The 26994-nt window shown below is 57.2% G+C and carries 24 protein-coding genes, 5 tRNA genes and 3 pseudogenes; 19 read left to right on the top strand and 13 right to left on the bottom strand.

Translation table 11 applies throughout. From position 1 onward, the window contains the following. Positions 1-5: 5 nt before the first annotated feature. The 5 genes from pilV to thiO all read left to right on the top strand — a co-directional run bounded on the left by pilV (position 6) and on the right by thiO (position 3123). Positions 6-374 carry a type IV pilus modification protein PilV gene (gene pilV / locus CS390_RS25015; protein WP_177442423.1) on the top strand — a complete coding sequence of 123 codons (369 nt, stop codon included), beginning with the start codon at positions 6-8 and terminating at the stop codon, positions 372-374. Further along, complete coding sequence (locus tag CS390_RS20655) at positions 371-1027, top strand: PilW family protein (RefSeq protein ID WP_099775785.1); 657 nt, start codon at positions 371-373, stop codon at positions 1025-1027. Before pilV ends, CS390_RS20655 begins: the two co-directional genes overlap by 4 nt. Positions 1028-1029: 2 nt before the next feature. Continuing rightward, on the top strand, positions 1030-1539 hold the full coding sequence (locus CS390_RS20650; RefSeq protein ID WP_099775784.1) for a hypothetical protein: 510 nt from the start codon (positions 1030-1032) through the stop codon (positions 1537-1539). A gap of 12 nt (positions 1540-1551) precedes the next feature. Beyond that, positions 1552-1965: a type IV pilin protein gene (locus CS390_RS20645; protein WP_099775783.1), complete on the top strand. Its 414-nt coding sequence runs from the start codon at positions 1552-1554 to the stop codon at positions 1963-1965. Between the two features lie 63 nt (positions 1966-2028). After that, positions 2029-3123: a glycine oxidase ThiO gene (gene thiO / locus CS390_RS20640; RefSeq protein WP_099775782.1), complete on the top strand. Its 1095-nt coding sequence runs from the start codon at positions 2029-2031 to the stop codon at positions 3121-3123. A gap of 54 nt (positions 3124-3177) precedes the next feature. Here the strand turns inward: thiO and CS390_RS20635 are convergent, their stop codons facing one another. Together CS390_RS20635 and CS390_RS20630 are read right to left on the bottom strand one after the other, a co-directional pair. Next, positions 3178-3408, bottom strand: a complete 231-nt coding sequence (locus CS390_RS20635; protein ID WP_065758832.1) for a PP0621 family protein — start codon at positions 3406-3408, stop codon at positions 3178-3180. A 91-nt stretch (positions 3409-3499) separates the two neighbouring features. After that, positions 3500-4516: an outer membrane protein assembly factor BamD gene (locus CS390_RS20630; RefSeq protein ID WP_065758831.1), complete on the bottom strand. Its 1017-nt coding sequence runs from the start codon at positions 4514-4516 to the stop codon at positions 3500-3502. 150 nt (positions 4517-4666) lie between these two features. Here CS390_RS20630 and rluD point away from each other — a divergent pair, with 150 nt between their 5' ends. The 7 genes from rluD (at position 4667) to CS390_RS20595 (ending at position 9764) form a co-directional block, all read left to right on the top strand. Then, complete coding sequence (rluD, locus tag CS390_RS20625; protein WP_099776783.1) at positions 4667-5629, top strand: 23S rRNA pseudouridine(1911/1915/1917) synthase RluD; 963 nt, start codon at positions 4667-4669, stop codon at positions 5627-5629. Continuing rightward, on the top strand, positions 5626-6366 hold the full coding sequence (gene pgeF, locus CS390_RS20620; RefSeq protein WP_099775781.1) for a peptidoglycan editing factor PgeF: 741 nt from the start codon (positions 5626-5628) through the stop codon (positions 6364-6366). The genes rluD and pgeF overlap by 4 nt, the downstream gene beginning before the upstream one ends. 125 nt (positions 6367-6491) lie before the next feature. After that, entirely contained in the window at positions 6492-9056 is a 2565-nt protein-coding gene (clpB, locus tag CS390_RS20615) for an ATP-dependent chaperone ClpB (RefSeq protein WP_065758829.1), read from the top strand. A 295-nt stretch (positions 9057-9351) separates the two neighbouring features. Then, positions 9352-9427, top strand: a tRNA-Asn gene (locus CS390_RS20610). A 4-nt stretch (positions 9428-9431) separates the two neighbouring features. Next, a tRNA-Pro gene (locus tag CS390_RS20605) sits at positions 9432-9508 on the top strand. A gap of 6 nt (positions 9509-9514) precedes the next feature. Beyond that, positions 9515-9590, top strand: a tRNA-Lys gene (locus tag CS390_RS20600). A gap of 97 nt (positions 9591-9687) precedes the next feature. Continuing rightward, positions 9688-9764: transfer RNA gene (locus CS390_RS20595), tRNA-Pro, on the top strand. Between the two features lie 205 nt (positions 9765-9969). Here the strand turns inward: CS390_RS20595 and CS390_RS20590 are convergent. The 3 genes from CS390_RS20590 to CS390_RS20580 all read right to left on the bottom strand — a co-directional run bounded on the left by CS390_RS20590 (position 9970) and on the right by CS390_RS20580 (position 12321). Further along, on the bottom strand, positions 9970-11265 hold the full coding sequence (locus tag CS390_RS20590) for an NAD(P)/FAD-dependent oxidoreductase (RefSeq protein WP_099775780.1): 1296 nt from the start codon (positions 11263-11265) through the stop codon (positions 9970-9972). 84 nt (positions 11266-11349) lie between these two features. Further along, complete coding sequence (locus CS390_RS20585) at positions 11350-11523, bottom strand: DUF3094 family protein (protein ID WP_099775779.1); 174 nt, start codon at positions 11521-11523, stop codon at positions 11350-11352. Positions 11524-11691: 168 nt separating this feature from the next. Continuing rightward, positions 11692-12321, bottom strand: a complete 630-nt coding sequence (locus tag CS390_RS20580) for a DUF1780 domain-containing protein (protein WP_065758826.1) — start codon at positions 12319-12321, stop codon at positions 11692-11694. A gap of 189 nt (positions 12322-12510) precedes the next feature. Here CS390_RS20580 and CS390_RS20575 point away from each other — a divergent pair, with 189 nt between their 5' ends. After that, positions 12511-13200 (top strand): energy-coupling factor ABC transporter permease, encoded by a 690-nt coding sequence (locus tag CS390_RS20575; protein ID WP_065758825.1) that lies wholly within the window; start codon positions 12511-12513, stop codon positions 13198-13200. On the opposite strand, the gene yacG is transcribed toward CS390_RS20575, so the two are convergent. Genes yacG through CS390_RS20555 form a run of 4 tightly spaced genes read right to left on the bottom strand, consistent with a single transcriptional unit; the run spans position 13197 to position 16052 of the window. Then, positions 13197-13400, bottom strand: coding sequence for a DNA gyrase inhibitor YacG (gene yacG, locus CS390_RS20570; protein WP_065758824.1), 204 nt, complete (start codon positions 13398-13400; stop codon positions 13197-13199). The two genes, CS390_RS20575 and yacG, sit on opposite strands and share 4 nt — an antisense overlap. Continuing rightward, positions 13397-14020 (bottom strand): dephospho-CoA kinase, encoded by a 624-nt coding sequence (coaE, locus tag CS390_RS20565; protein WP_065758823.1) that lies wholly within the window; start codon positions 14018-14020, stop codon positions 13397-13399. The genes yacG and coaE overlap by 4 nt, the downstream gene beginning before the upstream one ends. Beyond that, positions 14017-14886: an A24 family peptidase gene (locus tag CS390_RS20560; protein WP_065758822.1), complete on the bottom strand. Its 870-nt coding sequence runs from the start codon at positions 14884-14886 to the stop codon at positions 14017-14019. Before CS390_RS20560 ends, coaE begins: the two co-directional genes overlap by 4 nt. A 2-nt stretch (positions 14887-14888) precedes the next feature. Beyond that, positions 14889-16052, bottom strand: a complete 1164-nt coding sequence (locus CS390_RS20555) for a type II secretion system F family protein (protein WP_099775778.1) — start codon at positions 16050-16052, stop codon at positions 14889-14891. Between the two features lie 212 nt (positions 16053-16264). Between CS390_RS20555 and CS390_RS20550 the strand changes: the two genes are divergently transcribed. The 5 genes and pseudogenes from CS390_RS20550 to CS390_RS20525 all read left to right on the top strand — a co-directional run bounded on the left by CS390_RS20550 (position 16265) and on the right by CS390_RS20525 (position 23095). Beyond that, positions 16265-16675: a pilin gene (locus CS390_RS20550; protein WP_065758820.1), complete on the top strand. Its 411-nt coding sequence runs from the start codon at positions 16265-16267 to the stop codon at positions 16673-16675. An 82-nt stretch (positions 16676-16757) separates the two neighbouring features. Beyond that, positions 16758-16833: transfer RNA gene (locus CS390_RS20545), tRNA-Thr, on the top strand. A 164-nt stretch (positions 16834-16997) separates the two neighbouring features. Further along, positions 16998-18326 (top strand): annotated as a pseudogene (locus tag CS390_RS20540) (tyrosine-type recombinase/integrase). 901 nt (positions 18327-19227) lie between these two features. After that, a pseudogene (locus CS390_RS20530) lies at positions 19228-19612 on the top strand (integrase); the annotation flags it as partial. Between the two features lie 591 nt (positions 19613-20203). After that, positions 20204-23095 carry an SIR2 family protein gene (locus CS390_RS20525; RefSeq protein WP_099775777.1) on the top strand — a complete coding sequence of 964 codons (2892 nt, stop codon included), beginning with the start codon at positions 20204-20206 and terminating at the stop codon, positions 23093-23095. 311 nt (positions 23096-23406) lie between these two features. On the opposite strand, the pseudogene CS390_RS25010 reads toward CS390_RS20525, so the two are convergent. Next, positions 23407-23502, bottom strand: a pseudogene (locus CS390_RS25010) (IS5/IS1182 family transposase); the annotation flags it as partial. A 549-nt stretch (positions 23503-24051) separates the two neighbouring features. On the opposite strand from CS390_RS25010, the gene CS390_RS20520 reads away from it, so the two are divergent. Further along, positions 24052-24666, top strand: a complete 615-nt coding sequence (locus tag CS390_RS20520) for a hypothetical protein (RefSeq protein ID WP_099775776.1) — start codon at positions 24052-24054, stop codon at positions 24664-24666. Positions 24667-24774: 108 nt separating this feature from the next. On the opposite strand, the gene CS390_RS20515 is transcribed toward CS390_RS20520, so the two are convergent. From CS390_RS20515 to CS390_RS20505, 3 genes are all read right to left on the bottom strand, one after another. Then, on the bottom strand, positions 24775-25641 hold the full coding sequence (locus CS390_RS20515; protein WP_065758814.1) for an oxaloacetate decarboxylase: 867 nt from the start codon (positions 25639-25641) through the stop codon (positions 24775-24777). Positions 25642-25852: 211 nt separating this feature from the next. Then, positions 25853-26155 (bottom strand): hypothetical protein, encoded by a 303-nt coding sequence (locus CS390_RS20510; RefSeq protein ID WP_099775775.1) that lies wholly within the window; start codon positions 26153-26155, stop codon positions 25853-25855. A gap of 65 nt (positions 26156-26220) precedes the next feature. Continuing rightward, on the bottom strand, positions 26221-26925 hold the full coding sequence (locus CS390_RS20505; RefSeq protein WP_256587522.1) for a YafY family protein: 705 nt from the start codon (positions 26923-26925) through the stop codon (positions 26221-26223). Positions 26926-26994 lie beyond the last annotated feature (69 nt).

The following is a 26994-nucleotide window of genomic DNA, read 5'->3' as shown; positions in this document are numbered from 1 at the left end:
GAAATATGGCCAGGAGGTCGCAGGGCGGTATGACCCTGATTGAGGTCATGGTGGCGTTGGTGGTCGTCGGGCTGGGTTTGTTCGGCGCAGCCATGCTGCAATTGCGGGCATTGCAGGCCACCGACAGCGCACGGATGAGCACTCAGGGCGCCTTTGTTGCGCAAGGTGTACTTGAGCAGGTTCGTGCTCGCGGTGAGGTGAGTGACCTCGCACGCGCAGCGTTGCGCCATGAGGCTGAAGCGTTTGCCGGCGCATCGGCTCATGGGCAAGTGGCGCAGGCTGGCGCTGAGACGCTCGTGACGCTGACCTGGGATGATCGCCGCGCTGGCGGTGCTCCCCGTGTGCTGCAAATCGCCGGATGGGTTCTGCCATGAACGACCAGAAGGGCTTCAGCCTGGTCGAGTCGCTGATCGCATTGAGCCTGGGTTTGCTGCTGATGCTGGCCTGCAGCCGCTTGTTCTTGGGCGCGATTCAGGTTTGGCAGTCGCAGGCGCTGGCGGCGCATCTGCAGGACGATGCCCGTTTTGCACTGCTGCGTATGGCGCGGGATATCCGCATGGCCGGCATGACGGGGTGTTTGCGGCATGAGGCAATCACCTTTGCCGACGCCACGGTGGCCGATAGTTTTCGGCAACCACTGAGTGTTGACCGCGCCAATGACGGCAGCCTGCGCGCCCTGAGCCTGATTGCTGGCGAGTCTGGTGAGGCGGGTGGCCCACCCGACTGGACGCTGGTCACCGATTGCCTGACGAGCGCACGCGTCTACCCAGGGGCTCGCAGCGCCGGGGCAGGGCAGATAGCACTGCCCTTACGGCGACTGACCTACCGCCTGCAGGGGCGGCAACTGTTGCTGAGCAGTGGCGGTAGCAGTGCGGTGCTGATCAACAATGTGAGCGCGTTACGGTTGATGTTTGATCCCGCGGCGCCCCGTGAGCTGCACTTGAGCCTGACCTTGAGTGATCCGCGTGAGCTGGGCGCCGCGCAGACCTACCAACTGACCGCAGCTCCACGCAACAGGTTGTTCTAGCGATGTGCAGACAACGAGGAATGGTGCTGTTGCTAAGCCTGCTGCTAACGATGTTGCTGGGGTTGCTGGGGCTTTCATCGCTGCACAGCGCACTGTTGCAGGAGCGCATGTCGGGGAGTCTGCTGATGTCCCTTCAACTGCTTGAGCGGGCTGAGGCTACCTTGCGTCACGGCGAGGCGCAGGTGCGGGCCGGGCTTGAGCTGGTGCCGTGTCGTTACTGCCAGCCACCACCGGAAGTGGGGCGGGTGCAGGTGCCGGGTATCTATCACGGCGTGGGCAGGCGCTCCGGGCTGGTTTGGTCTGCTTCGGACTCAGGGCTGTTCATGATTCAACGGCTCGGGGTCAGTACCCGTGCAGCCCACATGCCTGACGCAAAGCCGGTCACGCTTTATCGCATCACGGCCGTCGCCCGCCAAGGCTCCGCCCGCACGGTACTGGAAAGCACCTTGGCCTTGCCGCTGGCGGCGGATGGGGCGTCGGCGCAACGCATTCTCTGGCGACAAATTCTTTAGAGAGGGTATCCGATGAATAGCTCATGCAAGGGGCTGACCCTGATCGAACTGTTGATTGTCATCGCCGTCGTCGGCATTCTGGCGAGCATTGCCTACCCCAGCTACAGCGAAAAGGTCAAAAAGGCCGCACGCACGGAAATCGCCGGGTTGTTGTTCGAGAGCGCATTGAGCCTTGAGCGGCACCGCTCACGTGCGGGTCAGTATGCCGATACCGACGCGGTGGTAACCCCTCTGCCCACTGGCACCGACTACTACAGCCTGCATGCCAGCCGTACTGCCGAAGACTTCGTGCTTTCTGCCCGGCGTCGGCCAGGTACGTTGATGACGAGTGATCGCTGTGCGGACTTCGCGCTTGGCCATGACGGCATTCGCCGCAACCCAGGTGCAGCACCGGATCACAGCCTTGAGCACTGCTGGGGCAACTGAGGATTTTGCAGGTTCATGGCGCCGAGGCGGCGTCACGGTTCATTTCGGGTATTGGATCAACAGATGACTAAGCACGTAGTGATTGTCGGTGGCGGGGTGATTGGCCTGCTGACTGCGTTCAACCTGGCTGCAGAGGTCGAACAGGTGGTGCTCTGTGACAAGGGCGAGGTGGGCAAGGAGTCCTCCTGGGCGGGAGGCGGCATCGTATCGCCGCTCTATCCGTGGCGTTACAGCCCGGCCGTGACGGCCCTCGCGCACTGGTCGCAGGACTTTTATCCACAGTTGGGCGAGCGTCTGTTCGCCAGCACCGGGGTTGACCCTGAAGTGCACACCACGGGCCTTTACTGGCTGGACCTGGACGATGAAAGCGAAGCGTTGGCTTGGGCCGCGCGTGAAGGGCGCCCCTTGAGTGCCGTGGATATCGCCCAGGCGTATGCGGCAGTGCCGGTATTGGGCAGCGGTTTCAGCCGGGCTATCTACATGTCGGGCGTTGCCAATGTGCGTAACCCACGGCTGGTCAAGTCACTCAAGGCGGCGTTGCAGGCGATGCCTAATGTGGTCTTGAAAGAGCATTGCGAGATTACCGGGTTCTCCCGTGACGGCGAGACAATCACAGGGGTGGAAACCGCGACCGGGCCCATTGCGGCTGATCGCGTGGTGCTCACCGCCGGGGCCTGGAGTGGCGAGTTGTTGGCTTCCCTGGGGTTGAACCTGCCGGTAGAGCCGGTCAAGGGCCAGATGATCCTCTACAAGTGTGCCGCCGACTTCCTGCCAAGCATGGTGCTGGCCAAAGGGCGTTATGCGATTCCGCGTCGTGATGGGCATGTGCTGGTGGGCAGTACCCTGGAACATGCCGGTTTCGATAAAACCCCGACCGAAGATGCGCTGGAAAGCCTCAAGGCGTCGGCGGTGGAGCTGCTACCTGCGTTGGCGGATGCAACGCCAGTGGCCCATTGGGCAGGTTTGCGCCCGGGCTCCCCTGAGGGGGTTCCCTACATTGGTGAGGTGCCCGGTTGGCAAGGGCTGTGGCTGAACTGCGGGCACTACCGCAATGGCCTCGTACTGGCGCCAGCGTCCTGCCAATTGTTTGCCGACCTGTTGTTGGGGCGGGCCCCAATCATTGATCCGAGCCCGTATGCCCCGGCGGGTCGCATATAAAACAACAGCTGTTCGAGTAGCCCGCGACGCTGGAAAGGCCAGCGTCAGCGGTGCTTAGCGATCCGCTACCGGCCCTTTTTCCAGGTGCGCGGAGCTGCAGTACCACTCGTTGCCCCGGCGCAAGGCGCGATCGTTCGGCACGTGGACGCCACAGTGCGCACAGCGAACCATTTTCAGGGTGTTCTCAGGTGAGGCATCGCGAGGGGCGGCGTTGCCGGCCTTGAATTTGCGCCATAGCCAAAAAGCTGCAGCAATCAGGGCAATCCAGAAAAGTAAGCGAACCATGATGTCCAGCGTGTCAGTGATTAAGTCACCAGTTTAACGGCGGGCATAAAAAAAGGGAGGCCTTGGCCTCCCTTTATCTTTTTCGTGACGATCAGTCGAAAACACCGAAGGTCATGCGGCTGAACCACGAGCGATCGGTGCTGCTGTCTTCTGCCTCGTGGTTCTCTTCCTCGGCAGCCGCGCCTTCTTTGGGCAGCAATTCTTCCGGGATGGCTTCCTTGGCGTCTTCGTACTGGCGGATCACGTCCTGGTTGGCACGGGTTTCACCCGGCGGCAGCGGCGTATCGGTTTCGATCAGGCCCAGGGTTGCCTTGGACAGCCAGGAGCGGTTATCGGCTTCTTCCTGCTGTGGCACGAACTGGCCATCAACTAGGCTTGGGTGATCGGGGTAGTTGAGCTTGAGGGTGTCCAGGCTGCTGGCTGCCAGTTCGTCCAGGTGCAGGCGCTGGTAGGCCTCAACCATGACGGCCAGGCCATCGCCGACCGATGGGGTTTCCTGGAAGTTTTCCACGACGTAACGGCCGCGGTTGGCCGCTGCGACGTAGGCCTGACGGGTCAGGTAGTAGTCGGCCACGTGGATTTCGTAGGCCGCCAGCAGGTTGCGCAGGTAGATCATGCGCTGCTTGGCGTCTGGCGAATAACGGCTGTTCGGGAAGCGGTTGGTCAGCTGGGCGAACTCGTTGTACGAGTCGCGGGCAGCGCCCGGGTCACGCTTGGTCATGTCCAGCGGCAGGAACCGCGCCAGCAGGCCGCGGTCCTGGTCGAACGAGGTCAGGCCCTTGAGGTAGTAGGCGTAATCGACGTTCGGGTGCTGTGGATGCAAACGAATGAAACGCTCGGCAGCGGACTTGGCAGCCTCTGGCTCGGCGTTCTTGTAGTTCGCGTAGATCAGTTCGAGCTGCGCCTGGTCGGCGTAGCGGCCGAACGGGTAGCGCGACTCCAGCGCCTTGAGCTTGGCGGTGGCGCTGGTGTAGCTATGGTTGTCCAGGTCGCTCTGCGCCTGCTGATAAAGCTCGGCTTCGCTGAGGTTTTCGTCTACGACTTCCTTCGAAGAACAAGCAGCAGTGAGTCCTAGGATGGCGATCAGCAGCAGGTGTTTCACTTGCATGGCGGCTTGCGTCCCTTTGACGGCTGCTGTCTTGGGCGAGGCCGTCCTGTTATGATGAACACCCCGTTGCAATACCCGGGGCAAAAAGAAGCCGTATTTAACCACAAGCCTGCAGCCGAAACCAAAGGCTGTACCGCCGCCGATCCGAGCATGTCTGAGATTATTTCACTTCGCGCAGAGGTGCCGTCCGAATTGGGCGGTCAACGCCTCGACCAAGTCGCCGCCCAATTGTTTGCCGAGCATTCGCGCTCGCGCCTGTCCGCCTGGATCAAAGAGGGCCGCCTGACTGTCGATGGCAATGTCCTGCGCCCGCGCGATATCGTTCATGGCGGTTCGTTGCTGGCGCTGGACGCCGAGCAGGAAGCCCAAGGTGAGTGGGTGGCCCAGGATATCGAGCTGGACATCGTCTATGAAGACGACCAGCTTATGGTCATCAACAAGCCTGCCGGGCTGGTTGTGCACCCGGCTGCAGGGCATGCCGATGGCACCCTGCTCAATGCCTTGCTGCACCACGTACCTGACATCGTCAACGTACCGCGTGCCGGTATCGTCCACCGTCTGGACAAGGACACCACCGGTTTGATGGTGGTGGCCAAGACCATTCAGGCGCAGACCCAACTGGTTAGCCAGCTGCAAAGCCGTACCGTCAGCCGTATCTACGAATGCATCGTGGTGGGCGTGGTGACTGCCGGTGGCAAGATCAACGCACCGATTGGCCGTCATGGCACCCAGCGTCAGCGTATGGGCGTGATGGAAGGTGGCAAGCCTGCTATCAGCCACTACCGCGTGCTCGAGCGTTTCCGCTCGCATACCCATGTGCGGGTCAAGCTGGAAACCGGCCGTACCCACCAGATTCGGGTTCACATGGCGCACGTTAACTTCCCGCTGGTCGGTGATCCGGTCTATGGCGGACGTTTCCGTATTCCGCCGGCGGCCAGCCCGACGATGGTCGAGGCGATCAAGAACTTCCCTCGTCAAGCCCTGCATGCACGCTTCCTGGAGCTGGACCACCCGGTGACTGGTGAGCGCATGAGCTGGGAGTCGCCGTTGCCGGATGATTTCGTCTGGCTGCTGTCGCTGCTCAAGCAAGACCGCGAGGCGTTCGTCGGATGAGTCGGCTGGCGTGCGACCTGCTGACCCCGGACTGGCCTGCGCCAGCCTCGGTCAAGGCGTGCGTCACCACACGTGCCGGGGGCGTCAGCCTGGCGCCTTACGACAGCCTCAATCTGGGCGATCATGTGGGTGATGAGCCCGCAGCGGTCGCCGAAAACCGTCGGCGCCTTACCGCTGAGTACGCTATCCAGCCGGCCTGGCTCAAGCAGGTACATGGCGTTGTAGTGGCGCACGCCGACCCGCATGTCATCGCTGAAGCCGATGCCAGCTGGACCGATACCCCGGGCGTGGCCTGCACCGTGATGACGGCCGACTGTTTGCCGGCGTTGTTCTGCGACCGTGCCGGTACCCGGGTCGCGGCCGCCCATGCGGGCTGGCGCGGTTTGGCCAACGGCGTGCTCGAAGCCACACTGGACAGCCTGCAGGTTGATCCGCACGACGTGCTGGTCTGGCTGGGGCCGGCCATCGGCCCAGCTGCCTTCGAGGTCGGGGCCGAGGTGCGTGAGGCGTTCATGGCCACGCATCCAGAAACGGCTCAGGCCTTTGTGCCTGGCGACAAACCTGGCAAATACATGGCCGACATCTATGCGCTGGCGCGGCTGCGCCTGGCCGCTCGGGGTGTCACCGCGGTATATGGTGGCGGTTTTTGTACCGTCAGCGACCCTCGTTTCTTCTCATACCGGCGAAATCCCGGTACTGGCCGCTTCGCTTCATTGGTCTGGCTCACGCCACGCTGATCTGCATCAAGCCCGCTACGCTTGAATCTTCCAGAATAATCCCAAACTACAGTGGTATCTCTGGCAGGTTTTTCTTCATCAGGTGTGTCCATCGCTCCGACCTGCCCTAACTAGGAAGGTAACTTATGCGTATTGACCGTTTGACCAGCAAGCTACAGCTGGCGTTATCCGACTCCCAATCTCTGGCGGTGGGCATGGACCACCCGGCCATTGAGCCTGCGCACCTGCTTCAGGCGCTGATCGACCAGCAGGGTGGCTCTATCAAGCCGCTGCTGATGCAGGTCGGCTTTGACGTCAACAGCCTGCGCAAGGCCATTGCCAAAGAGCTCGACCAACTGCCGAAGATCCAGAACCCTACGGGCGACGTGAACATGTCCCAGGACTTGGCGCGTCTGCTCAACCAGGCCGACCGCCTGGCTCAGCAGAAGGGTGACCAGTTCATCTCCAGTGAGCTGGTATTGCTCGCGGCCATGGACGAGAACAGCAAACTGGGCAAGCTCCTGCTCGGCCAGGGCGTCACCAAGAAGGCTCTGGAAAACGCCATCAGCAACCTGCGTGGCGGCGAAGCCGTGAATGACCCGAATGCCGAAGAGTCCCGCCAGGCCTTGGACAAGTACACCATTGACCTGACCAAGCGTGCCGAAGAGGGCAAGCTTGACCCGGTGATCGGCCGGGATGACGAGATCCGTCGCACCATCCAGGTACTCCAACGGCGTACCAAGAACAACCCGGTGCTCATTGGTGAGCCCGGTGTGGGTAAAACGGCCATTGCCGAAGGCCTGGCGCAGCGCATCATCAATGGCGAAGTGCCGGATGGCCTCAAGGGCAAGCGCCTGCTGTCGTTGGACATGGGTGCCTTGATTGCGGGCGCCAAGTTCCGCGGCGAGTTCGAAGAGCGCCTCAAGTCGCTGCTCAACGAGCTGTCCAAGCAGGAAGGCCAGATCATCCTGTTCATCGACGAACTGCACACCATGGTTGGCGCCGGCAAGGGCGAGGGCTCCATGGACGCCGGCAACATGCTCAAGCCTGCGCTGGCGCGTGGTGAACTGCACTGCGTAGGTGCAACCACCCTCAACGAGTACCGTCAGTACATTGAGAAGGACGCGGCCCTGGAGCGGCGGTTCCAGAAAGTACTGGTGGATGAGCCGAGCGAAGAAGACACCATTGCCATTCTGCGGGGCCTCAAAGAACGTTATGAGGTTCACCACAAGGTGGCGATCACTGACGGCGCCATTATCGCTGCGGCCAAGCTCAGCCACCGCTATATCACTGACCGGCAGTTGCCGGACAAGGCCATCGACCTGATCGATGAAGCCGCCAGCCGCATCCGTATGGAGATCGACTCCAAGCCCGAGGTGCTTGACCGCCTTGAGCGTCGCTTGATCCAGCTGAAGGTCGAGTCCCAGGCGTTGAGCAAGGAAAAGGACGAAGCCGCCCTCAAGCGCCTGGAGAAACTGCAAGAGGAAATTGAGCGCCTTGAGCGTGAGTATTCCGACCTGGAAGAAGTCTGGACCTCGGAAAAGGCCGAGGTACAAGGTTCAGCCCAGATCCAGCAGAAGATCGAGCAGTCCCGTCAGGAACTGGAAGCTGCGCGACGTAAAGGTGACCTGAGCCGCATGGCTGAGTTGCAGTACGGCGTGATCCCGGATCTGGAGCGCAGCCTGCAGATGGTCGACCAGCACGGCAAGGCTGAGAACCAGTTGCTGCGCAACAAGGTCACCGAGGAGGAAATTGCCGAAGTCGTCTCGAAATGGACTGGCATCCCGGTTTCGAAAATGCTCGAAGGCGAGCGTGAGAAACTGCTGAAGATGGAAAGCCTGCTGCACGAACGCGTGATCGGCCAGGAAGAGGCCGTGGTGGCAGTGTCCAACGCCGTACGTCGCTCCCGTGCCGGCCTGTCCGACCCGAACCGGCCAAGTGGTTCGTTCCTGTTCCTGGGCCCAACCGGTGTCGGTAAGACCGAGCTGTGCAAGGCATTGGCCGAGTTCCTCTTCGATACTGAAGAGGCGATGGTGCGCATTGATATGTCCGAGTTCATGGAGAAGCACTCCGTCGCTCGTCTGATTGGTGCGCCACCGGGCTATGTCGGTTATGAAGAGGGCGGTTACCTCACCGAAGCGGTACGTCGCAAGCCTTACTCGGTCGTGTTGCTCGACGAGGTCGAGAAGGCGCATCCGGACGTGTTCAACGTATTGCTGCAGGTGCTGGAAGATGGTCGCCTGACTGACAGCCATGGGCGTACCGTGGACTTTCGCAATACCGTGATCGTGATGACCTCCAACCTGGGCTCGGCACAGATCCAGGAGCTGGTGGGTGATCGTGAGGCCCAACGTGCGGCGGTGATGGATGCGGTCGGTTCACACTTCCGGCCAGAGTTCGTCAACCGTATCGACGAAGTGGTGGTGTTTGAGCCATTGGGGCGCGAGCAGATCGCCGGCATCACGCAGATCCAGCTTGGACGCCTGCGCAGCCGCCTGGCCGAACGCGAACTGAGCCTGGAGCTCAGCCCGGAAGCGCTGGACAAGCTGATTGCCGTTGGTTACGACCCGGTGTATGGCGCACGGCCACTGAAACGCGCCATTCAGCGCTGGATCGAAAACCCGTTGGCGCAGCTGATTCTGTCGGGGCACTTCCTGCCTGGCAGCGCGATTACCGCGAAAGTGGAGGGCGAGGAAATTACCTTCGCCTGAGTTTTCTGAGGGTTACGCTAAGGCCTCGATTTTCGAGGCCTTTTTTTTCTTTGCAATTTTTCTCCAGTGCTTGTAAAGTGCGCCCCGCTGTAAGTCACCCCGCAGATTCTTGGTTGGTTTGAAGAATCTGAGAAAACTGAAAAAAAGTTGCAAATCAGTAATTTGGGGGTTGACAGAGGTTTTGGAAATTGTAAAATAGCGCGCCTCAGAGACATGAACGTAGCGATACGGAAACGTCAAAGAGTTCGAAGCGGTAGAGATACAGTTTTCGAAATTGCAGTAGCTGAAATGTAGTTCCGCGATAGCTCAGTCGGTAGAGCAAATGACTGTTAATCATTGGGTCCCTGGTTCGAGTCCAGGTCGCGGAGCCAATTTCGGGGTGTAGCGCAGTCCGGTAGCGCGCCTGCTTTGGGAGCAGGATGTCAGGAGTTCGAATCCCCTCACCCCGACCATTTTCAGGGTCGTTAGCTCAGTTGGTAGAGCAGTTGGCTTTTAACCAATTGGTCGTAGGTTCGAATCCTACACGACCCACCATTTTCGAGTCTGACCCGTCAGGCTCGAATCTTAAAAGGCATGACACCGTATGTGTCATGTAACGAAAAGAAGGTGCTGAGAGGCATCATCTTTTTACCGGGGTGTAGCGCAGTCCGGTAGCGCGCCTGCTTTGGGAGCAGGATGTCAGGAGTTCGAATCCCCTCACCCCGACCATACATGTAAAGAAGGCGCCCCTAAAAAGGCGCCTTTTTTCGTTTCTGTGTCCCTTCCCCGTGTGAGCTTTCTACAGCTCCTGCCGTTTGTTCCGCTATCAAAAGCGTTGAGCCTGAAAAATTGCCTCAATCTACGGGCGCTATGTGCCATGCAGCGCAGAGCACCGTCGGGTGATCACCTGAGCGACCACCCGACAGGTGTGGCATCAGTGCAGCTTCAAGCGTGGTTCAGTACCGCGCCCGATGCGGCTGCCGAGCATCAGCATCAAGGTGCGGAAGGTGCCGTAGAGCGCCATCTGGTGCATGCGGTACAACGAGACGTAGAACATCCGCGCCAACCAGCCTTCAAGCATGACGCTGCCTGTCAGGTTGCCCATCAGGTTACCCACTGCCGAGAAGCTGGACAGCGACACCAGCGAGCCGTAATCACGGTAGGCATAGGTCGGCAAGGGCTTGCCTTCCAGGCGAGCCTTGAGCCCCTTGGCCAGCAGCGAGGCCTGTTGGTGAGCGGCCTGTGCCCGTGGCGGTACATTGCGGTCGCTGTCAGGTTGTGGGCAGGCGGCGCAATCACCAAAGGCAAAGATGTCGTCATCCAGGGTGGTCTGCAGGGTAGGGCGTACCAGCAATTGGTTGATGCGGTTGGTTTCCAGGCCGTCGATATCCTTGAGGAACGCCGGTGCCCGAATACCCGCTGCCCAGACCTTGAGGCTGGCTTCGATGACCTCGCCAGTGCTGGTCTTGAGCGACTCGGCTGTCACTTCACTGACTGCCGCGTTGGTCATGACCGTCACCCCAAGCTTCTCCAGCGTCTTGTGCACTGGCACGCTGATACGCTCCGGCAGGGCCGGCAGCACACGTGGGCCTGCCTCGATCAGGGTAATGTGCATGTCCTGCGGCTTGATCCGGTCCAGGCCATAGGCCGCCAGCTCGTGCGCCGCGTGGTGCAACTCGGCTGCCAATTCCACCCCGGTAGCCCCCGCTCCAACAATCGCCACGCTGATCTTCTGGTTGGCGTTGTCGCCTGCGTGGGCGCGCAGGTAGTGGTTGAGCAACTGCTGGTGGAAGCGCTCGGCTTGTTTGCGGGTGTCGAGGAACAGGCAGTTTTGCGCCGCGCCCAAGGTGCCGAAGTCGTTGGTATTGCTGCCGACGGCAATCACCAGGGTGTCGTAACCCAGGGTGCGCGCCGGCAGCAGCTCACGACCGTCCTCGTCCAGGGTGGCGGCCAGTTGAATCTGCTTGTCGGTACGGTCCAGCCCACTCATGCGCCCGAGCTGAAACTGGAAATGATTCCACTTGGCTTGCGCCACGTAGTTCAGTTCGTCCTCGGACGTGTTGAGCGACCCGGCCGCCACCTCGTGCAACAGCGGTTTCCAGATGTGCGTCAGGTTGGCGTCTACCAGGGTGATTTGGGCTATGCCACGCTTGCCCAGGGTTTTACCCAGGCGGGTCGCCAGTTCCAGGCCGCCAGCGCCGCCGCCGACAATCACGATACGGTGAGTCATGGAGATATCTCATAAGGTTTACGGAATTCGGGGCCTGAGTGATCAGCCGCAGGCGGCGTGCGGCGTGGGCGAGCGCAAGGCAGCTCATAGCACCAGTTGACTCAGGAGGCGACTGACCAGGCCCAAACCGATCGTCACGACCAGCACCAGCACAAGGAGCAGCCAAGGCCGGAAAGGCTTGCGCTCGACTTGATGTTGCGGGGCTCGCAGGTAGTGATCGACACGTTGTTGATCTTCGGGGGTCAGACGGCTTGTCATGGGGGCCTCGCCAGATAGACGTTTGTGACTATGGGAACGCTATAGCGTTCACTCTAGTCGCTTGCCAAAGGTCCGTCCGGCGGTAATGAAAGGGTGTTCACAACGAATGGTTAGGCTTTTTATCACCGGCGTTGATTTTTTGCCATAACGCTTTTGCACAAGGGTGGGTCAGAGGCTGATACCGACATCAAAGAGAATGCTGCGGCCCAGATTACTGCGCAAAAAGTCTGGGGCATCAGGGTGCGCGAACAGCACACGGGCAAAGGTCGGGCCGACCAGCGACAGCGACCGCCAGCCCTGACGCAGGTACTCGGTGGGCGGCGGGAAATGGCTGTTCAGATCAAGCACCTCCCGTTTCAGGCTGGCAAAGGCAATGATGTCCAGCTCACCTAAATCGAGGCCGCGCTCCTTGTAGTTGTGCGCTTTTTTCCTCAGCGTTGGCGCCAGGCGGGCCAGCAGTTCGTGGGCGCTGATGCGCCTTGGGCGGGCCTCGCGGCGTACCAACTGGCTCAGTGAGAAAGCACTGCGGCGACGTTGCAACTCTTCGCGCCACTCATCGTTCAGGCGGCGGCCTTCGTCGAGCACGAAGAACACTTCGAAGGCCGCATCACGAAACAGTACATCCGGCGGCTCCTGGCCAGCAGGTGTAAAGTCGTCGTTGCGGTAGGGTATGTTCAGGCCTTGTAGCAGGCGCTGGCAGACCCAACGCTCGCGTTCCCATTTACGAGCATTGGAGAGGAACGCATTGGCCTGCTCGGCCTGGATCGTGAGCAGGCGTAGATAGTCTGAGTCGTCCATGGGACAAGCTTAGCGCTCAATTGTGATGCTTAAAGAAAAAATCTGTCGAAACAGAGGGTTCGGGGCGTTGGCGCTACTAAAGTGTCATCGCTCGACCCTCAATCGCAGCCTCTGAGCATCGGTTGTAGACTTTGCAGCAGCGTGACACTACCCCACAGGTGCTCTCAACATCAAAAGGGCAATGAACGAGTGATAAGTGCTGAAGTTCTTTCCGATACAAGCCTGAGCGTTGGCTGGCTAGCCTACGTCCCGCTGCTGATATGGGCGGTGGCGCGTACGCGCTGGGTTGAACTGTTTGCCGACAGTCGTCGCCAACACCTGTTGTTCGGTACCGTCTTTGCGCTGTTCGCGCTGTGGCTGGTACGACGGGACTTCGACACCGGCGTGTCCTATCACTTTATCGGTATGACCGCGGTAACCCTGCTACTGGACTGGCCACTGGCGCTTGTGGGCGGCTTTATCGCACAGGTGGGCTTGGTGATGCTGGGGCGTCAGGACCTGGCGGCCATGGGCGTCAACGGCCTGTTGTTCATTGGCCTGCCAGTGCTGGTCACCGAGGTGTGCGCGATAGCCGTCGAGCGCGCCCAGCCAAAAAACCTGTTCGTGTATATCTTCTGTTCCGGCTTTTTCGCAGCGGCACTGGCGGCATTGCTCTGCCTGTTGGCGGGTTTGGGCCTGCTATGGCTGGATGGTCGCTTTGTAATGCCGGAATGGCTTGAGGATTTTATCGGTTACCTGTGGCTGATCATTTTCCCCGAGGCCTTCATCAACGGCATGGTGGTCAGCGCATTGGTCGTGTTTTGCCCAGAGTGGCTGGAAACCTTCAACAGGACCCGCTACCTGCAGGCCCCGTGGAAGGATGATGAGCCCAAGCCTTAGTGTTCGCGGTGGTTGAGTTCACCTGAAAACAGCTCATCTTCAGCGTCCGGTGCTACCGGAATCTTGTGCTCTTCGGCGGCCCAGGCGCCCAGGTCGATCAACTTGCAGCGGTCGCTGCAGAAGGGGCGGAAAGGGCTGGCAGCGCTCCATTCGACGGGCGCGCCACAGGTTGGGCATTCTACGGTCAGGGGTTGGCTCATGGTTGGCCTCCACGCAAAGTCAGGTAAAAGTGATGCAGGCGGTCGACCTCCGAATGCAGCCAGCTCAGATCGCGGTCGTTGACCACTACGTCGTGGGCGTGGCGCAGGCGTTCTTCACGGCTGGTCTGGGCCTTGAGAATGGCCTGGACTTGCTCGGGGTTGGTCTGGTCGCGCAACAGCGTGCGCTCGACCTGCAGGGCTTGCGGCGCGTCAATCACCAGCAAGCGCTGGGTGCGCTTGAACTGGCCGGACTCGATCATCAAGGGCGAGACGAACACGGCATAAGGTGATTCGGCCTTGGCCAGGTAGCTGAAGATTTCCTGGCCGATCAGCGGGTGCAGCAAGGCCTCCAGCCAGCGGCGTTGCTCCGGGTCGGCGAAGATCAATTGGCGCAGTGCTGCACGGTCCAGTTGGCCATCGGCTTGCAGCACGCCAGGGCCGAAGCGCTCGACAATGCTGGCCAGGGCAGGGCGCCCGGGCTCGACCACCCAGCGTGCTGCTTGATCGGCGTCTACCAGGTGCACACCCAGTTCGACGAAGCGCTGTGCAGCGGCGCTTTTGCCACTGCCAATACCGCCGGTCAGGCCGAGAATCCAGGGGGTGAAGGCAGGTGTTGTCATCGGAATCCAGCAAGCTGCAAATAGGAAGTGGTTATTTGACCACCCCAGAGCAGTGCGATCCAGCCTGCAATTGCCAGATAGGGCCCGAAGGGGATCGGCGTGCTACTGAGCTTGCCGCTCAGGCGCAACATGATCAGGCCCAGCACGGCACCGATCAACGATGACAGCACCAGCGTCAGTGGCAGGATCTGCCAGCCGCCCCAGGCGCCCAGCATGGCCAGTAGCTTGAAGTCGCCGTAACCCATGCCCTCCTTGCCGGTCACCACGCGGAACAACCAATACACCGTCCACAGGCTAAGGTAACCAGCGATGGCGCCCCAGAACGCGTTTTCCAGCGGTACGAACAACCCAAAGGCGTTGCACACCAACCCCAGCCAGAGCAATGGCAGTACCAGCGCGTCGGGCAACAGTTGATGCTCGATATCGATCAGGCTCAAGGCCAGCAACCCCCAGCTCAGCACCATGAAGGCTGCCGCCTGCAGGGTGAAACCAAAGTGCCAGGCGACAAACCCGGTCAGGGTCGCGCACCCCAGTTCAACCAACGGGTAACGACAACTGATAGGGGTTCGACAGCTTGAGCAGCGCCCCCGCAAAAACAGGTAGCTCAGCAGTGGCACGTTTTCCCAGGCGCGGATGCGGTGCTGGCAATGGGGGCAATGTGAAGCGGGCAGGAACAGGTCGTAGCGCTCAGCTGGCTGTGTTGGCAGCTCAAGGACTTCACGCGCCTCCTCGTGCCATTGCCGTTCCAGCATGATCGGCAAGCGGTGGACCACTACGTTGAGGAAACTACCTACGACCAGCCCCAGCAACAGGGTGGTGCTGAGGTAGACCAGGGGCTGGCTGGCCAGCGTATCCATGAGGTTCATGTTCAGATCACGTCGCCCAACTGAAAGATTGGCAGATACATTGCGATTACCAAGCCCCCCACCAGTACCCCCAGGATCAATACAATCAAGGGCTCCAGCAGGCTGGCCAGGGTATCGAGCATCTGGTCGATGGTCGTTTCATAATGGCTGGCAGTTTTATCGAGCATATCGTCCAACCTGCCGGATGTCTCCCCTACCACGCACAACTGCACCGCAAGGCTGGGAAACAGATGGCTGGCGTTCATGGCTGTGCTCAGTGGCAGGCCATTCGCGACCTCTTGGCGAAGCCGATGCACAGCCTGTTCGAACAGCGGATTGCCGCAGGCTGCTGCCACCGAGTTCAGCGCTTCGACGAGTGGCACGCCAGCAGAAAAGGAAGTCGCCAGCGTGCGCGCGAAGCGTGCCAAGGCGACCTGTTGCAGCAGAGGGCCAGCCAGTGGCAGCTTCAACGCATGGCGCAATGCCCACAGCTTGAACGCTGGCTTGCGGCGCCAGGCCCAGTGCCCGGCCAACAGCCCAGCCCCAGCCATCAGCAGCAACTCGCCTATGTGATCGCTCAACCATTGGGACACACCAATGACCTGGCGCGTAAACAGCGGAAGCTCTGCGCCAAAGCCGGCGAACAGTGACTGGAACTGCGGCACGACTTCAAGCAGCAATACCGCCGACACCCCAAAGCCGACCAGCAGCACCAGTACGGGATGGGTCATGGCCTTTTTCACCCGCGCTTGCAGCGCCTGGCGCTTTTCCTGAAGGTTCGCTACCTGGTCCAGCAGCGTATCCAGGCTGCCCGAGTGCTCACCGACCGCAATCAGGTTGCAGTACAACGCATCGAAACAACGCGGATGCTTACGCAGCGCGTCGGCCAGGCTGCTGCCGGCAGCAATCGCCTGTTTAAGCGCCAGCAGCAGGCGGCGCAGGTGCACGTTACTGCAGCTTTCGGCCAGCATGTCGAAGGCTTGCAGCAGTGCGACGCCGGCCTTGAGCAAGGTCGCCAGTTGCCGGGTAAAACGGGCCAGCTCCGCTGAACTGATGGGGTTGCCGAGGTGCAAGGTGAGCAACTCGGCTACCCGCCCCGATGTGTATCGGGCCTGTGTATCGACTGAACGCCTGTGCGCGTTTCGTCGCAGGCGCTGTGCCCTGGGGCGTGTGATTTTGTTGGTCATCGCGACATCCTTGTAGCGCTGAACAGGTTCAAAATTGGTTACAGCTTGAGGTGCTGCAGGGGGTGTGCGTTCACATCCCAGCCTCTAGAGTAGTCGAGGCCGGATCAGGGATAGCGTCTGGCAGGGTGACAAAAGGTGTCTATTCGGGCCTACTGCGCGGCTGCCGGCAGAGCACCCCGGCAACCGATTCGGTCCAAACAGGGAGAATGTCCATGAACGGGCAGCGTGGCATCACATTAATTGAGCTGATGATCGTCGTGGCGATCATCGGCATCTTGGCGACCATCGCCTTACCCATGTACACCAACCACCAGGCGCGAACCAAGGCCACCGCCGGGCTGGCGGAAATCTCCGCCCTCAAGACCGCCCTCGAAGTGCGCTTGAACCAAGGCGCAGACGTTGCCAACGTCGCCGCCATTGGTGGCCAGGAGCGTACCGCCAACTGCGCCATTACCGCCGTGGGCAGCGCAGTGGCGGGCACCGGCAGCATCGTCTGCAGCCTGCTCGATGCGCCAGCGCCAGTGCTGGACAAAACCATCAGCCTGACCCGCTCGGCCACCGGTTGGAACTGCACCACCACCGTCGCCAAGGACTACGCCCCCGCCGGTTGCAGCACGCCTTGAGCGGCTGGCAGAACAGGTGGCAATAGCTGTTATTAAACAGTGATTTGCGTAACCGTCGCGGCAGTGGTAGCGTTGCTGTCACGCCGGTGTAGCTCAGTCGGTAGAGCAGCGCACTCGTAACGCGAAGGTCGCAGGTTCGATTCCTGTCTCCGGCACCACATCCAGCTCCACTGCATTCCGCTGAATGCTTTGGAAGCCCTCTAAACCGGCCTTTTGGCCGGTTTTTCGTTTCCACGACCCTCCGTCGGGAACCAATAAAATCCCCAATAACCGGGGGTATTTTTGGGGTACAGCGTCTTTCCTGCATGGAGAACGTACCCCTATGCCACGCCTAGCCACTCCGCTCAGCGACCTCAAATGCCGCACAGCCAAACCGCGTGATCGTGCCTACAAACTGTTCGACGGCGGGGGCATGTACCTGTACGTCACGCCCAACGGCTCGAAGACTTGGCGGCCGCGGTATTTCAAACCCAGTGTCAAGGAAGGCACGCTGATCATCGGCACGTACCCCATCGTTTCGTTGGCCGTCGCGAGGACCAAGCGCGATGAGGCCAAGGCTCTGTTGCTCGACAATCTTGATCCGATGGAAGAAAAGCAGAAGGCCAAGCTTGCTGCCCAGCGGGCGAGCCTTCTCTTTGAAACTGTTGCCCTGGAGTGGCACGTCGAAATGTCCCGGCGCTGGACCGAGGGCCATGCCAAGACGGTGCTGAGCAGGTTGCGCACCCATGTGTTTCCACTGATTGGTCAGCGGCCTATTGCTGAACTCGACACCCACGATCTCCTTGAGGTCACCCAGCGGATCAAGGATCGCGGCACCATGGATGTAGCGCTGCGTGTGCAGAACTACCTATCCACGATCATGCGGGGTGCGAAGCGGGCGCGGCAGATCACTCAAAATCCTGCTCTCGACTTGGCCGGCTCGATTCAAGCTCCGCGTACGGTGCACCGTCCAGCACTCTCGCTGAATCGCCTTCCTGAACTGTTGGATCGAATCGACAACTACACCGGTCGCGAACTGACCCGGCTCGCAGTGCTACTGACGCTGCATGTGTTCGTGCGCTCCAGCGAACTGCGCTTCGCTCGGTGGGATGAATTCGACCTGTAACGAGCGATGTGGGAAATCCCCGATACCCGCAAGCCGATTGAAGGCGTCCGCTATTCCACGCGCGGGACCAAGATGAGTGGGGACATTCAGATAGTGCCGCTGTCGCCTCAAGTCATCGAGATCCTTGAACGGCTGCGCAGCTTGAATCGCTTCTCTGAACTCGTGTTGCCCGGTGATCACAGGTACTGGAAGCCCTTATCAGAGAACACGGTTAATCAGGTACTGCGCAATATGGGATACGACACCACCAAGGATGTGTGTGGGCATGGTTTCAGGACCATGGCTTGTAGTGCATTGCTCGAATCAGGGCTGTGGACGGACGCGGCGATTGAGCGGCAGATGAGCCATCAGGAGCGTAACCGCGTGCGCGCTGCATACATCCATAAGGCCCAGTTTCTGGAGCAGCGTCGGTTGATCATGGCGTGGTGGAGTAATTACATCGATGCCAACAGATCGGGCCATGTCACTCCGCATGAGTTTGCCCACCCGGTAGGCGACAACGTCACCGCCTTGCCAAATGGTCATGGCGCATTCAATCGCGGGTGAGCCTGTAAGATCGGCGCTGGCTGCTCTTTCACGCGGGTCCATCCAAACAGGGCTGCAAAGCCGCCCTGTTTGGATGGACCTTACTTTGAAGAGCTAAAAGCCACGACGTTGTCCGGGTTTTACCACGGACATCCATCGGTGGATAACCGCTTTTCACGTCCCAAGTAGCGGTGAATTTCGACCCTTGACCGGGTTTATCCACAGGCGTAGAACTGGCCGTGCAAGCGCTGTCGATGACAGCACCCCAGGTGGCCCGAACCTTTAAGGTCACGCCGCTCCCGCGGTGGTTCTCCCCCCAAATGGCGATTCGCGTCCGGCAGTTCGCCCGGTCACCTCCCCGGTGATGGATGCCTACTTCAGAACATGGCCCTCGTGCGCCACACAACACCTCCTACTTCGCTGCCCTGCAGCAATCTATCCGCTTGGCCGAATATTGCGCCAACCTGTGCCCGTCTCTTTCTGTGGAAAGAGACGGGCACGTCTACCACTGCTGCAGCCCCGATCGCACATGGCTTTGCGGCAATTCCCCTCGTGACAATCGGCGTGACAAACACCGATGTCACCAGCAACAGCGCTGTAGATGATGGTGCCGCAGATCAAGGAATGGACTGCACCTGACTGACAGTCAGGCATGCCCCGGTCATCGCATTGCTGCGTTCACCCGGCTCAGGATCTCGCGGCACTGGTCTCGTCAGCCAATGCAGCCTCCACCCGCCCACCGGTAACGGTGCTCAGGAGGCCAGATCATGAGATGCCCTTGCTCCCGGTCGTAAGGAGCCGCCAGTCCCGCGAAGAGGACATTTCCCATAGGTCGCAGGGGCCTTGATCCCTGATAACACTCAGCATTCTTGGCGGGATGACGTGGGGCGAGGATCGGAAATCGAAAGATGAGGTGACTGACATGGCATTGGTGGGTAGACGCGATGGCCGCAATTTCGGTTACGGCAGGCAATTGAGCTACGCAGGGCCACAGGCGCTGAAAGACATGTTTGGCGGTGGCCACTACGGCACAGTCAAGGCGCACTATGATCGATGGCAAGCATTCGTCAAATGGTGCCGTTCTGAACACGGGCCTGGTATCAATGATGCGCGGCAGATTGATCGGAAGGTATTGGCGGACTATGCGGCGTATCTCCGCAAGCGGGTTAGGCGCGGTGATCTCTCCGTCAGCCACCGCACAAAATCGGCTATCCAGCGTTAGCTGGGCCATGCCGGCGCTTCGCGGTGATCATTGCGTTAAGTTACTCAGCCCGAGCAACGCGCTGGGCATGCAGCCCACCGGGATTTGCCAGAGACAACTATTTGATTTAGATCTAAATTTGACAGTTGCAACGGACTGCTCTAGAACAAAACTGGGAATCAAAATGGTCTGCGTCACTTAAGGTGTGCCACTGCTTTTTATCCATTCCGGCCGGCAAGCTAGCGATACTTGCCATGGTCACCCCTTGTTGGACGGTGTTTGCATTCCGATCGCCTGAAAGCGATACCGTAGCTGGGTAGCTGACAAAGGTTGAAACCCGGAATCTCTGTGCCTGTACTGCGACTGATGTCGAATGCATCCTGTGATTTCCTACCGGATTATGAAGCGTAAGCCTAAACCTGTTTCCGCGGCCATTCGACAAGCTTAGGTACCGAAGATATGACGTAATCTTGCAACTGTTCGACTATCTGAAAGAGCAAGCTGTGAAAAAGTTATGTCAATTGCCAACATGGCGATATTGGCCTGTTTGCAGCGATGTCTATGACAACATTTTTTAAGGCTAGGATGAAAACTTAGGCCACTACTACACATTGGATCATCATCACGACAGGGAGTAGCAATGGGCCACCATTCGTTGTAGGATTCGAAACGAACCCTCTGCAGAAAGCGATTTTCTATGTCTAAAATCGAAGTTTACGAAATCCCACATAATCTAAAACAAGCCATTAAAGACAACCAGCTTGTTATTTTCGTTGGGGCAGGGATATCTAAAATATCAGGGATGCCATCTTGGTATGAAATTGTCAAAAAAACTCTTTCCAATCCAGCTATACGCAAAGGTAATGGTTTTATATCAGCGCTAGAAGATGAAATTATTACCCCTTTAGAAGCACTAGACAAAATTAAGAAAGATCATAGGCGAGAGGTGTACAAGCATTTCGAGGAAGAAACCTCACAGAATTTTCATTGCGACATCTATGACAAAATTGCAAGAATAAGCAAGAAAATTATAACCACGAATTACGATACTCTTTTAGAGTTCAATACGAAAATCCCTGCCATTGATACTTCAAGTCCTTATAATCTACAGAAAACAGATGGCGCACATGAGTATATATTAAAAATTCACGGCTCGTGTACGTCAATTGACAATGCTGTGATATTTACATCGGATTATGAGCGTCTATATGGTGAAGATAACGAACTGGCAAAATTCCAGTTTGAGAAAATAGTGTCTTCAAATTCTTGTCTGTTTTTGGGCTTCAGTCTCAGCGATAATTACGTTTTAGAACTGTTTGAGAATCTAAGCACAGTTTACAAGGGGCTGGGTAGAGAGCATTACGTAGTCAGTACTTCACAGATTGATCACGATTTTGTCGAGTTAATAAAAATAAAGAATCACGACGACCTTCCCGTTATTCTGGATCAACTATCCAGCCTTAAAGGTCAGGATGCTACGTATAGTACATTGGATTCGGCTGAAACTCGCGCAGCACTTAATATCTTGCCTGAGGCGGGCATACCTATTCACTTAGGGCAGGATACTCCGCCACAAGTTGAACATTGGACTGGGCGAATAGAAGAGCTCAGATCATTGGAGCCGCCTTATAAAGTATGTTTTATCACAGGAATCGGAGGTCAGGGCAAGTCCGCACTGGCTTCAAAGTTTCTCAGTGCCTGTTCATCGCCTGAATACCAATTTATTGATTGGCGGGATTTCAAGGAAGAAGAACTAAACTTGCAAAGCAAGCTTTATCAGATGATTGAACTGGTCTCAGGAGGGAAAGTCAGGGTCAAGCAGGTTGCTGGTCTGGAAACAGAACACCTGATCGACCTATTCTTCAGGGAGCTTGGCGCTCAAAAAGGAGTTTTTGTTTTTGATAATATAGATAAATATATTGATCTGCATAAGTTTATACCCTCAGGCGACATGGGTGTCTTTTTTAATAAAGCCCTGAAAAATACCCATAATTCAAAGTTTATTTTCACCTGTCGTCCGTTCATTCATCATGCCACAATGGGATTTTACCAAGTAAAACTTGAGGGGCTAGAGCTCAATGATGCAAGGGATCTCATAAAAAAATATCATTTCAGTATTGACCAGAACGAGCTTGACGACGTTTCTAGTAAGTTGCACCAAGCTACTAATGGACATCCTTTGTGGATGGGGCTCATCCTCGCGCAGTCTAGAACTGATATTCGGCAGATCAAAATTCTTGTTGCTAAAATAAGTCAGCGCCAAATAAATGAAGGAGTAAATATTTCAACTCTTGTCTCCGAGACAATTCTTGAAAACGTTTGGACCAGTTTGAAGGAACGAGAAAAGGTTGTACTTCGCACATTATCTATCTCAAATATCTCAGAAACAGAAGATGACTTAGCCAAGATAATGGCGAAGAAGATAAATTACAATCAGTACACAAGAGCACTCAAATCGTTAAAGTCCTTAAATTTGATTATAACCAAAAGCTCTGGTCAGCTAGAGTTGCACCCGCTCGTGCGAGAGTTCATAAATTCAAATTATGGAAAAGAAGACCAGGAGAGCTATATTTCGCTGTACGTTGGTTATTTAGACGGATTTATCATCTTACTAAAAAATAAATTTGGAATGGTTCTGAGTCATGATGATCTTGAGAAAATTATCAAAAAAATTGAGGTGCTAATCGACAGCAACAAGCTTCAAGAAGCTGTCAATGAATTGAGGACCACTGGCGACTCATTCCATATATCCGGTTATTGTGAGGAGTATTTGCGACTTGCAAATCAAATTCTCGGCAAGGAAATTTGGACAATATATAAAATATCAAGTATGCACGGTTTTCTCGATTTCATTGATGAAGCGTTTACCAGGATGGTAGACTTTGGTAGCTTTGAAATGTTCGATATTTACATTGACAAATTTTTAACTGTATTTACAGAGCCTGATGCAAGCATGATTTTAGCTAAGTCAGCTCTTTCGCATCGATATTGGGTCGAAGGGAATTATGATGAGGCCATCAAACAAGGAAGGAGTGCTTCTGATCTAATCGACTATCTTGAAGTTACTGATACTAGGCAAGGGAAAAATAGATTCAATTTGGCTCTACGAGACTCGAAAGATCCTAAAAACGTCCAGGAGGCTATGGATTATTTTTGTGATGGAAAAAATATAGAGACTTTGTTGGCCACAGAATGCACGTCCGGTATGTCTTCAACATACGGAAACATCGGAAGGTGCCTATTGCATCTGAATCGCCAGAATGAGGGGCTAATGTTCATTGCCAAATCTTATAGGGCGCTCAATGCTGATAAAAATTCTTTCTTTAATCGTCACAACTTAGGATTTGCGTCCAAGTGGATTGCTGAGGCGCTGGATATTCTTCATCGCCCCCAAGATTCGCTTTATTTTTACATAAATGCTAGGAATTTGTGGAAAAATGATATGCCAATTGAAGCAAATAAAATAGACTCTATAATCTCAGTAAGAGCAGTAACCACATCTAATCAGTCTGTCGTGAGTCTCGAATCATGGCAGGTTACTAAGTTTTGCGATAATTGGACTGATGAGCTTTTAAAGCCGAGCTATTGATAGTTACAAGATACCAGTCAGCACCTCTCAGTAAGTACCTGTGGAGTTTATACCTCCACAGGTCCGGCATCATAAGGACGGCTTTGAGGCACGTGCGGGATCTCTTAAGCGGTCTATCGTTATCGTGCTAGTGACTTTCTCAAAACGGTCCGCAACCGAGAGATAGACTGAGCTTCACTTTAGAGATAAAGAATATTGCGCAAGAAATAATTATAAATAAATTTAAAATTTTTATATTGATACGATTTTGTCTTCGCATTTATGAAGTCATATTGCGCGCTCGCATGCGACTGACTCCCTCGATGCCGTTACCTATCGTCAACCCTTGGACGCCCAGTACGCTGATGTGTTGTAAAGAGGTCAGCGGCCATGTCCCAGTGCTCGTCAGAAAGTTCGTAACGCTTGGCCTTAGCATAGTAGAGCCCTTAGCCTGAAGGCGAGAACGCTACGGAACGTCGGGGTTCCGGCGGCTTTCAGGAAGGTTCAATGGCTTTCGTACAGAGCCTAACATTTGAAGCGGGTGTGTGAAGCTCTCACTGGATCCTCTGCAAGTCCCGATTCGATTCCACTGAACGCCATAACCAGCTGATTTTTTTCTAGATACCCTATGGGGTACATCAAAAAATCCACCAAATTCCAGCTCCGCGCAAACCGGGCCCTCACGGCCAACAACCGTCCGTCTGTCTCCGCACCATTCAGCCGTTTCGATCAGCCCCACAGGGCACGAAACACCCAACAAAGCCCGCCCAGTGCGGGCTTTGTTGTTTCTGCTGGTCTCCGGATCGGTGTCCATACGGCTAAGTCATCTACCCAGCCCTGCAAAGCCAATACATGGTGTGTGCCCAGCCTTGCGCGCCCGCAAGTGCGAAACACTGCATGAAGGGATGCCGGCACAAGCCACTCGGATGCCTGTAGGCTTGCAGGAGCAGGATGAATTTTGCGGAGTAGTCAGAACGATGATCGTAGTTGTCGACGGTATCAGCGCTAGCGGGAAAACCACCTGGTGCGCAAAGCATGGAGGGCAACATGTCGTTCCTGAAAATGGACGTTTCAAGGACGAGCCAAATCGACTGCAAGACCCCGTCGGAGCCGCAGCGTTCTGGGCAGAGCGAAACGTAGATCGCTGGCAGGCAGCGCTCGCTACGGAAGAAATGTCTTCGTGGGCTTTGTGTGACAGCGACCCCCTCAAGCTCCACTACATTTGGAGCCTCTGGCAGATCGGCGAGGCCAGCGAACACGACTGGCGATTGGAGTTGGCGGCTACACGAGAAACGGTAGCCCAAAGGCGGATTGGCTTCGCTGACTATTACATTGTTGGCAGCATCGATCCGCAGCTCGCGCGCGAACGAGCCAACGCAGACACTACCCGCCGACGGCGTAAATTCGAGCTACACGTGCGTCTCCAAACCGCTCTTTTGAACTGGTACTCAGCCATCGAAAAGGTACTTCCAGGCCGGGTGCAATTCGGTTTTCCTTCAGAAATGCCGGCCTTGAAAAGCCTTGATGGAAGGTATGCGCTAGAGGCTTTTGATCAAATGATCGCATCGCTCCCACGACCTCATACCGCTTAGTGTTTCAGTGCCTGGCCCAGGCTGCGCTTGTTTAAAGCGCTGCCATAAGCGCGGCGACGATTTTTTCGTGGCGGGCTTGGATCGAATCTCGCCCCCCAAGCTGGCGCGTTACTCCTTCACATTCATGTATTCCCGCGCCCACGCGATGTAGTCGTTCGGGGCGGTGTACTTGGTTACCAGTTCCGAGGCATTGAGCGCGTTTTCGACAGGGATGCCGCGCTGCTCGCGAAGGCTGTCGTAGGTGGCTTTGATTGCCGCGAAGTAGGCGGCATGGCCGTCTACCACGATGCGCACGCCCAGTTTGGCCAGGCGGCTGTCGTCACGCAGTTCCGGGTTGCCGTAGGTGACCAGCATCAGTGGCACGCTCAGGCCTTCTGCGATGGCCTCCAGGTGTTCAAAGTCCTTCACACCGACCAGGCAGATGCCATCGGCGCCTGCGTCCTGATAGGCGCGGGTGCGGTGGATGACGTCGGTCAGCGGCTGCACGCCGGCATGGGTGCGGGCGATGATTGCCAGGGCGCTGTCGTCGCGTACTTCCAGGGCGGCGCGCAGCTTGCCGACGCCTTCCTCGACGCTGATCAGGTCGTAGGACTTGCGGCCGAATTGGGCTGGCAGCAGGGTGTCTTCAAGGGTCAGTGCGGCGACGCCGGAGCGCTCCAGTTCGATGACGGTACGCATGGCATTGAGGGCATTGCCGTAGCCGTGGTCGGCGTCGGCGATCACGGGCAGGCGGGCCACACGGCCGATGCGTGTGGCTTGTTCGGCAAACTCGCTGAGGGTGATCAGGGCGATGTCCGGGGCGGCGAGCACTTGCAGGGACGCGACCGAGCCGCCGAGGATGCCGACTTCAAAACCGAGGTCGGCGGCGATACGCGCCGACAACGGGTCGAACACTGAGGCAGTGTGGTAACAGGCATGGCTGGCAAGCAGGGCACGAAAGGCATTGCGCAGCTCATGGTGACAGGTTTTTTGCATGGTCTGATCCCGTGAGTCGTTGTCTGGTCTTTTACTGTTCACATTTTGCAAGACCTGTACCCGAAGGTTGTAATGCAGATGTTACGGTTGTTGGGGCGGTGTTCCCGGCACTTGAATGGAGGAAACACGCCACTTTCCAGAACTATGATGGCGGAAATCCGCCTATTGCTGCGTAATGGTGCGCCTTAGATGCCAATGTGAGAAGAGGCGATCACTCCGGATAAAAGTGCCCCATGAAGGTAATCGCTTCAATGGCGTGGGCATACGGTGCGAATCTGGCGTCTCCGCGTTCGAAGGCCTGTGCAACGGCGTGTGCGCTCTCAAGGCTGTCCCACTTGGCAAGGTCGACGAAAACTCGGCCTTGAGGGGCAGGGCAGTAGCCGGTGTATTCAATCAAGCCATCAAAGTGCTTCAGGGCTTCGCGAAGCACTACTCGAAGCTCGGGCATCTGCTGTTCAAAACCTTCCTTGACGGTAAAGATCGCGAGTTCAAGTACATGGCTGTTCTGTGTCATAGGGTGCTCTCCAGGTGCAGTAAGAAGAGCGACCAGTGTCACGCAGGCCTACTGACAGCGTACTGTCAGTGCTTCATCGCAGGATGTGCCGCCCATTGCGCGGACTGGAACTGCATGTAGGCGCGCAGGTTCCATTCTGCCCCAAGCTTTTGACCGTCCGTCATGATCTGCAGGTTGTGCATCCGGTCGATCCGGAAGTCTCGGTAGGCCTGCCTGGACACGCACCAGGTGCCCACCGTCCACTTGCCTCCCCAATAGAACAGCCCCAAGGGAAACACCGTCCGGTCCGAAGTTGCCTCGTTCAGGCTGACATAGGAAAAACGTACCGCGCTCGCTTGTTGAATAGCCCGGTTCAGTTCATCCAGGTGGCGCTGGTGCGCTGTGGCGGGCCTGACGCGCAGCGCCCGAATGCTGGAGAGCGAGGGCGGTACATCGGCCGATGGCAACGCCGCGGTGATTTTGCTCAGAAGCGTCCTGGCAGAGGTGGCGAGTTCAGTACCCGCGGCAGTGGAGAGCATCTCAACGCCAAGCATCAGCGCATCGAGTTCAGTGCGGGTGAGGGTCAGAGGCGGCAGTTCAAAGCCTTCACGCAGTGAGTACCCCACGCCAGCAACCCCATAGAGGGGAATGCCACTGACAGACAGGTCATCGATGTACCGATAAATCGTGCGGGCTGAGACGCCAATGCGCTCGGCCAACGCGTCTGCGGTAATGGGTTGATGCACTCGTATCAGGTTGACCACCTGAAACAGTCGATCTGACTTGCGCATGTAGCATCCGGTCCATGGTGTGATCTTGGGCGAGCTTGCCCGGCGCTTTAGTCTCTCAGGTATCGAGTG

It is taken from the genome of Pseudomonas sp. HLS-6 (assembly GCF_002753995.1).
GTDB classification, from domain to species: Bacteria; Pseudomonadota; Gammaproteobacteria; order Pseudomonadales; family Pseudomonadaceae; genus Aquipseudomonas; species Aquipseudomonas defluvii.
Note: the sequence above shows the minus strand (reverse complement) of the source record. Positions and strands in the feature narration are given on the sequence as shown.

What these genes read in the sequence shown, in the direction of transcription:
- CS390_RS20520 (WP_099775776.1), top strand. Translation starts at nt 24,052, where the DNA reads ATGATCGTAGTTGTCGACGGTATCAGCGCTAGCGGGAAAACCACCTGG.
- CS390_RS20635 (WP_065758832.1), bottom strand. Translation starts at nt 3,408, where the DNA reads ATGGTTCGCTTACTTTTCTGGATTGCCCTGATTGCTGCAGCTTTTTGG.
- clpB (WP_065758829.1), top strand. Translation starts at nt 6,492, where the DNA reads ATGCGTATTGACCGTTTGACCAGCAAGCTACAGCTGGCGTTATCCGAC.
- CS390_RS20585 (WP_099775779.1), bottom strand. Translation starts at nt 11,523, where the DNA reads ATGACAAGCCGTCTGACCCCCGAAGATCAACAACGTGTCGATCACTAC.
- coaE (WP_065758823.1), bottom strand. Translation starts at nt 14,020, where the DNA reads ATGACAACACCTGCCTTCACCCCCTGGATTCTCGGCCTGACCGGCGGT.
- CS390_RS20555 (WP_099775778.1), bottom strand. Translation starts at nt 16,052, where the DNA reads ATGACCAACAAAATCACACGCCCCAGGGCACAGCGCCTGCGACGAAAC.
- pgeF (WP_099775781.1), top strand. Translation starts at nt 5,626, where the DNA reads ATGAGTCGGCTGGCGTGCGACCTGCTGACCCCGGACTGGCCTGCGCCA.
- CS390_RS20645 (WP_099775783.1), top strand. Translation starts at nt 1,552, where the DNA reads ATGAATAGCTCATGCAAGGGGCTGACCCTGATCGAACTGTTGATTGTC.
- pilV (WP_177442423.1), top strand. Translation starts at nt 6, where the DNA reads ATGGCCAGGAGGTCGCAGGGCGGTATGACCCTGATTGAGGTCATGGTG.
- CS390_RS20525 (WP_099775777.1), top strand. Translation starts at nt 20,204, where the DNA reads ATGTCTAAAATCGAAGTTTACGAAATCCCACATAATCTAAAACAAGCC.
- CS390_RS20630 (WP_065758831.1), bottom strand. Translation starts at nt 4,516, where the DNA reads ATGCAAGTGAAACACCTGCTGCTGATCGCCATCCTAGGACTCACTGCT.
- CS390_RS20590 (WP_099775780.1), bottom strand. Translation starts at nt 11,265, where the DNA reads ATGACTCACCGTATCGTGATTGTCGGCGGCGGCGCTGGCGGCCTGGAA.
- CS390_RS20550 (WP_065758820.1), top strand. Translation starts at nt 16,265, where the DNA reads ATGAACGGGCAGCGTGGCATCACATTAATTGAGCTGATGATCGTCGTG.
- CS390_RS20650 (WP_099775784.1), top strand. Translation starts at nt 1,030, where the DNA reads ATGTGCAGACAACGAGGAATGGTGCTGTTGCTAAGCCTGCTGCTAACG.
- CS390_RS20510 (WP_099775775.1), bottom strand. Translation starts at nt 26,155, where the DNA reads ATGACACAGAACAGCCATGTACTTGAACTCGCGATCTTTACCGTCAAG.
- rluD (WP_099776783.1), top strand. Translation starts at nt 4,667, where the DNA reads ATGTCTGAGATTATTTCACTTCGCGCAGAGGTGCCGTCCGAATTGGGC.
- CS390_RS20515 (WP_065758814.1), bottom strand. Translation starts at nt 25,641, where the DNA reads ATGCAAAAAACCTGTCACCATGAGCTGCGCAATGCCTTTCGTGCCCTG.
- CS390_RS20560 (WP_065758822.1), bottom strand. Translation starts at nt 14,886, where the DNA reads ATGAACCTCATGGATACGCTGGCCAGCCAGCCCCTGGTCTACCTCAGC.
- thiO (WP_099775782.1), top strand. Translation starts at nt 2,029, where the DNA reads ATGACTAAGCACGTAGTGATTGTCGGTGGCGGGGTGATTGGCCTGCTG.
- CS390_RS20580 (WP_065758826.1), bottom strand. Translation starts at nt 12,321, where the DNA reads ATGGACGACTCAGACTATCTACGCCTGCTCACGATCCAGGCCGAGCAG.
- CS390_RS20655 (WP_099775785.1), top strand. Translation starts at nt 371, where the DNA reads ATGAACGACCAGAAGGGCTTCAGCCTGGTCGAGTCGCTGATCGCATTG.
- CS390_RS20505 (WP_256587522.1), bottom strand. Translation starts at nt 26,925, where the DNA reads ATGCGCAAGTCAGATCGACTGTTTCAGGTGGTCAACCTGATACGAGTG.
- yacG (WP_065758824.1), bottom strand. Translation starts at nt 13,400, where the DNA reads ATGAGCCAACCCCTGACCGTAGAATGCCCAACCTGTGGCGCGCCCGTC.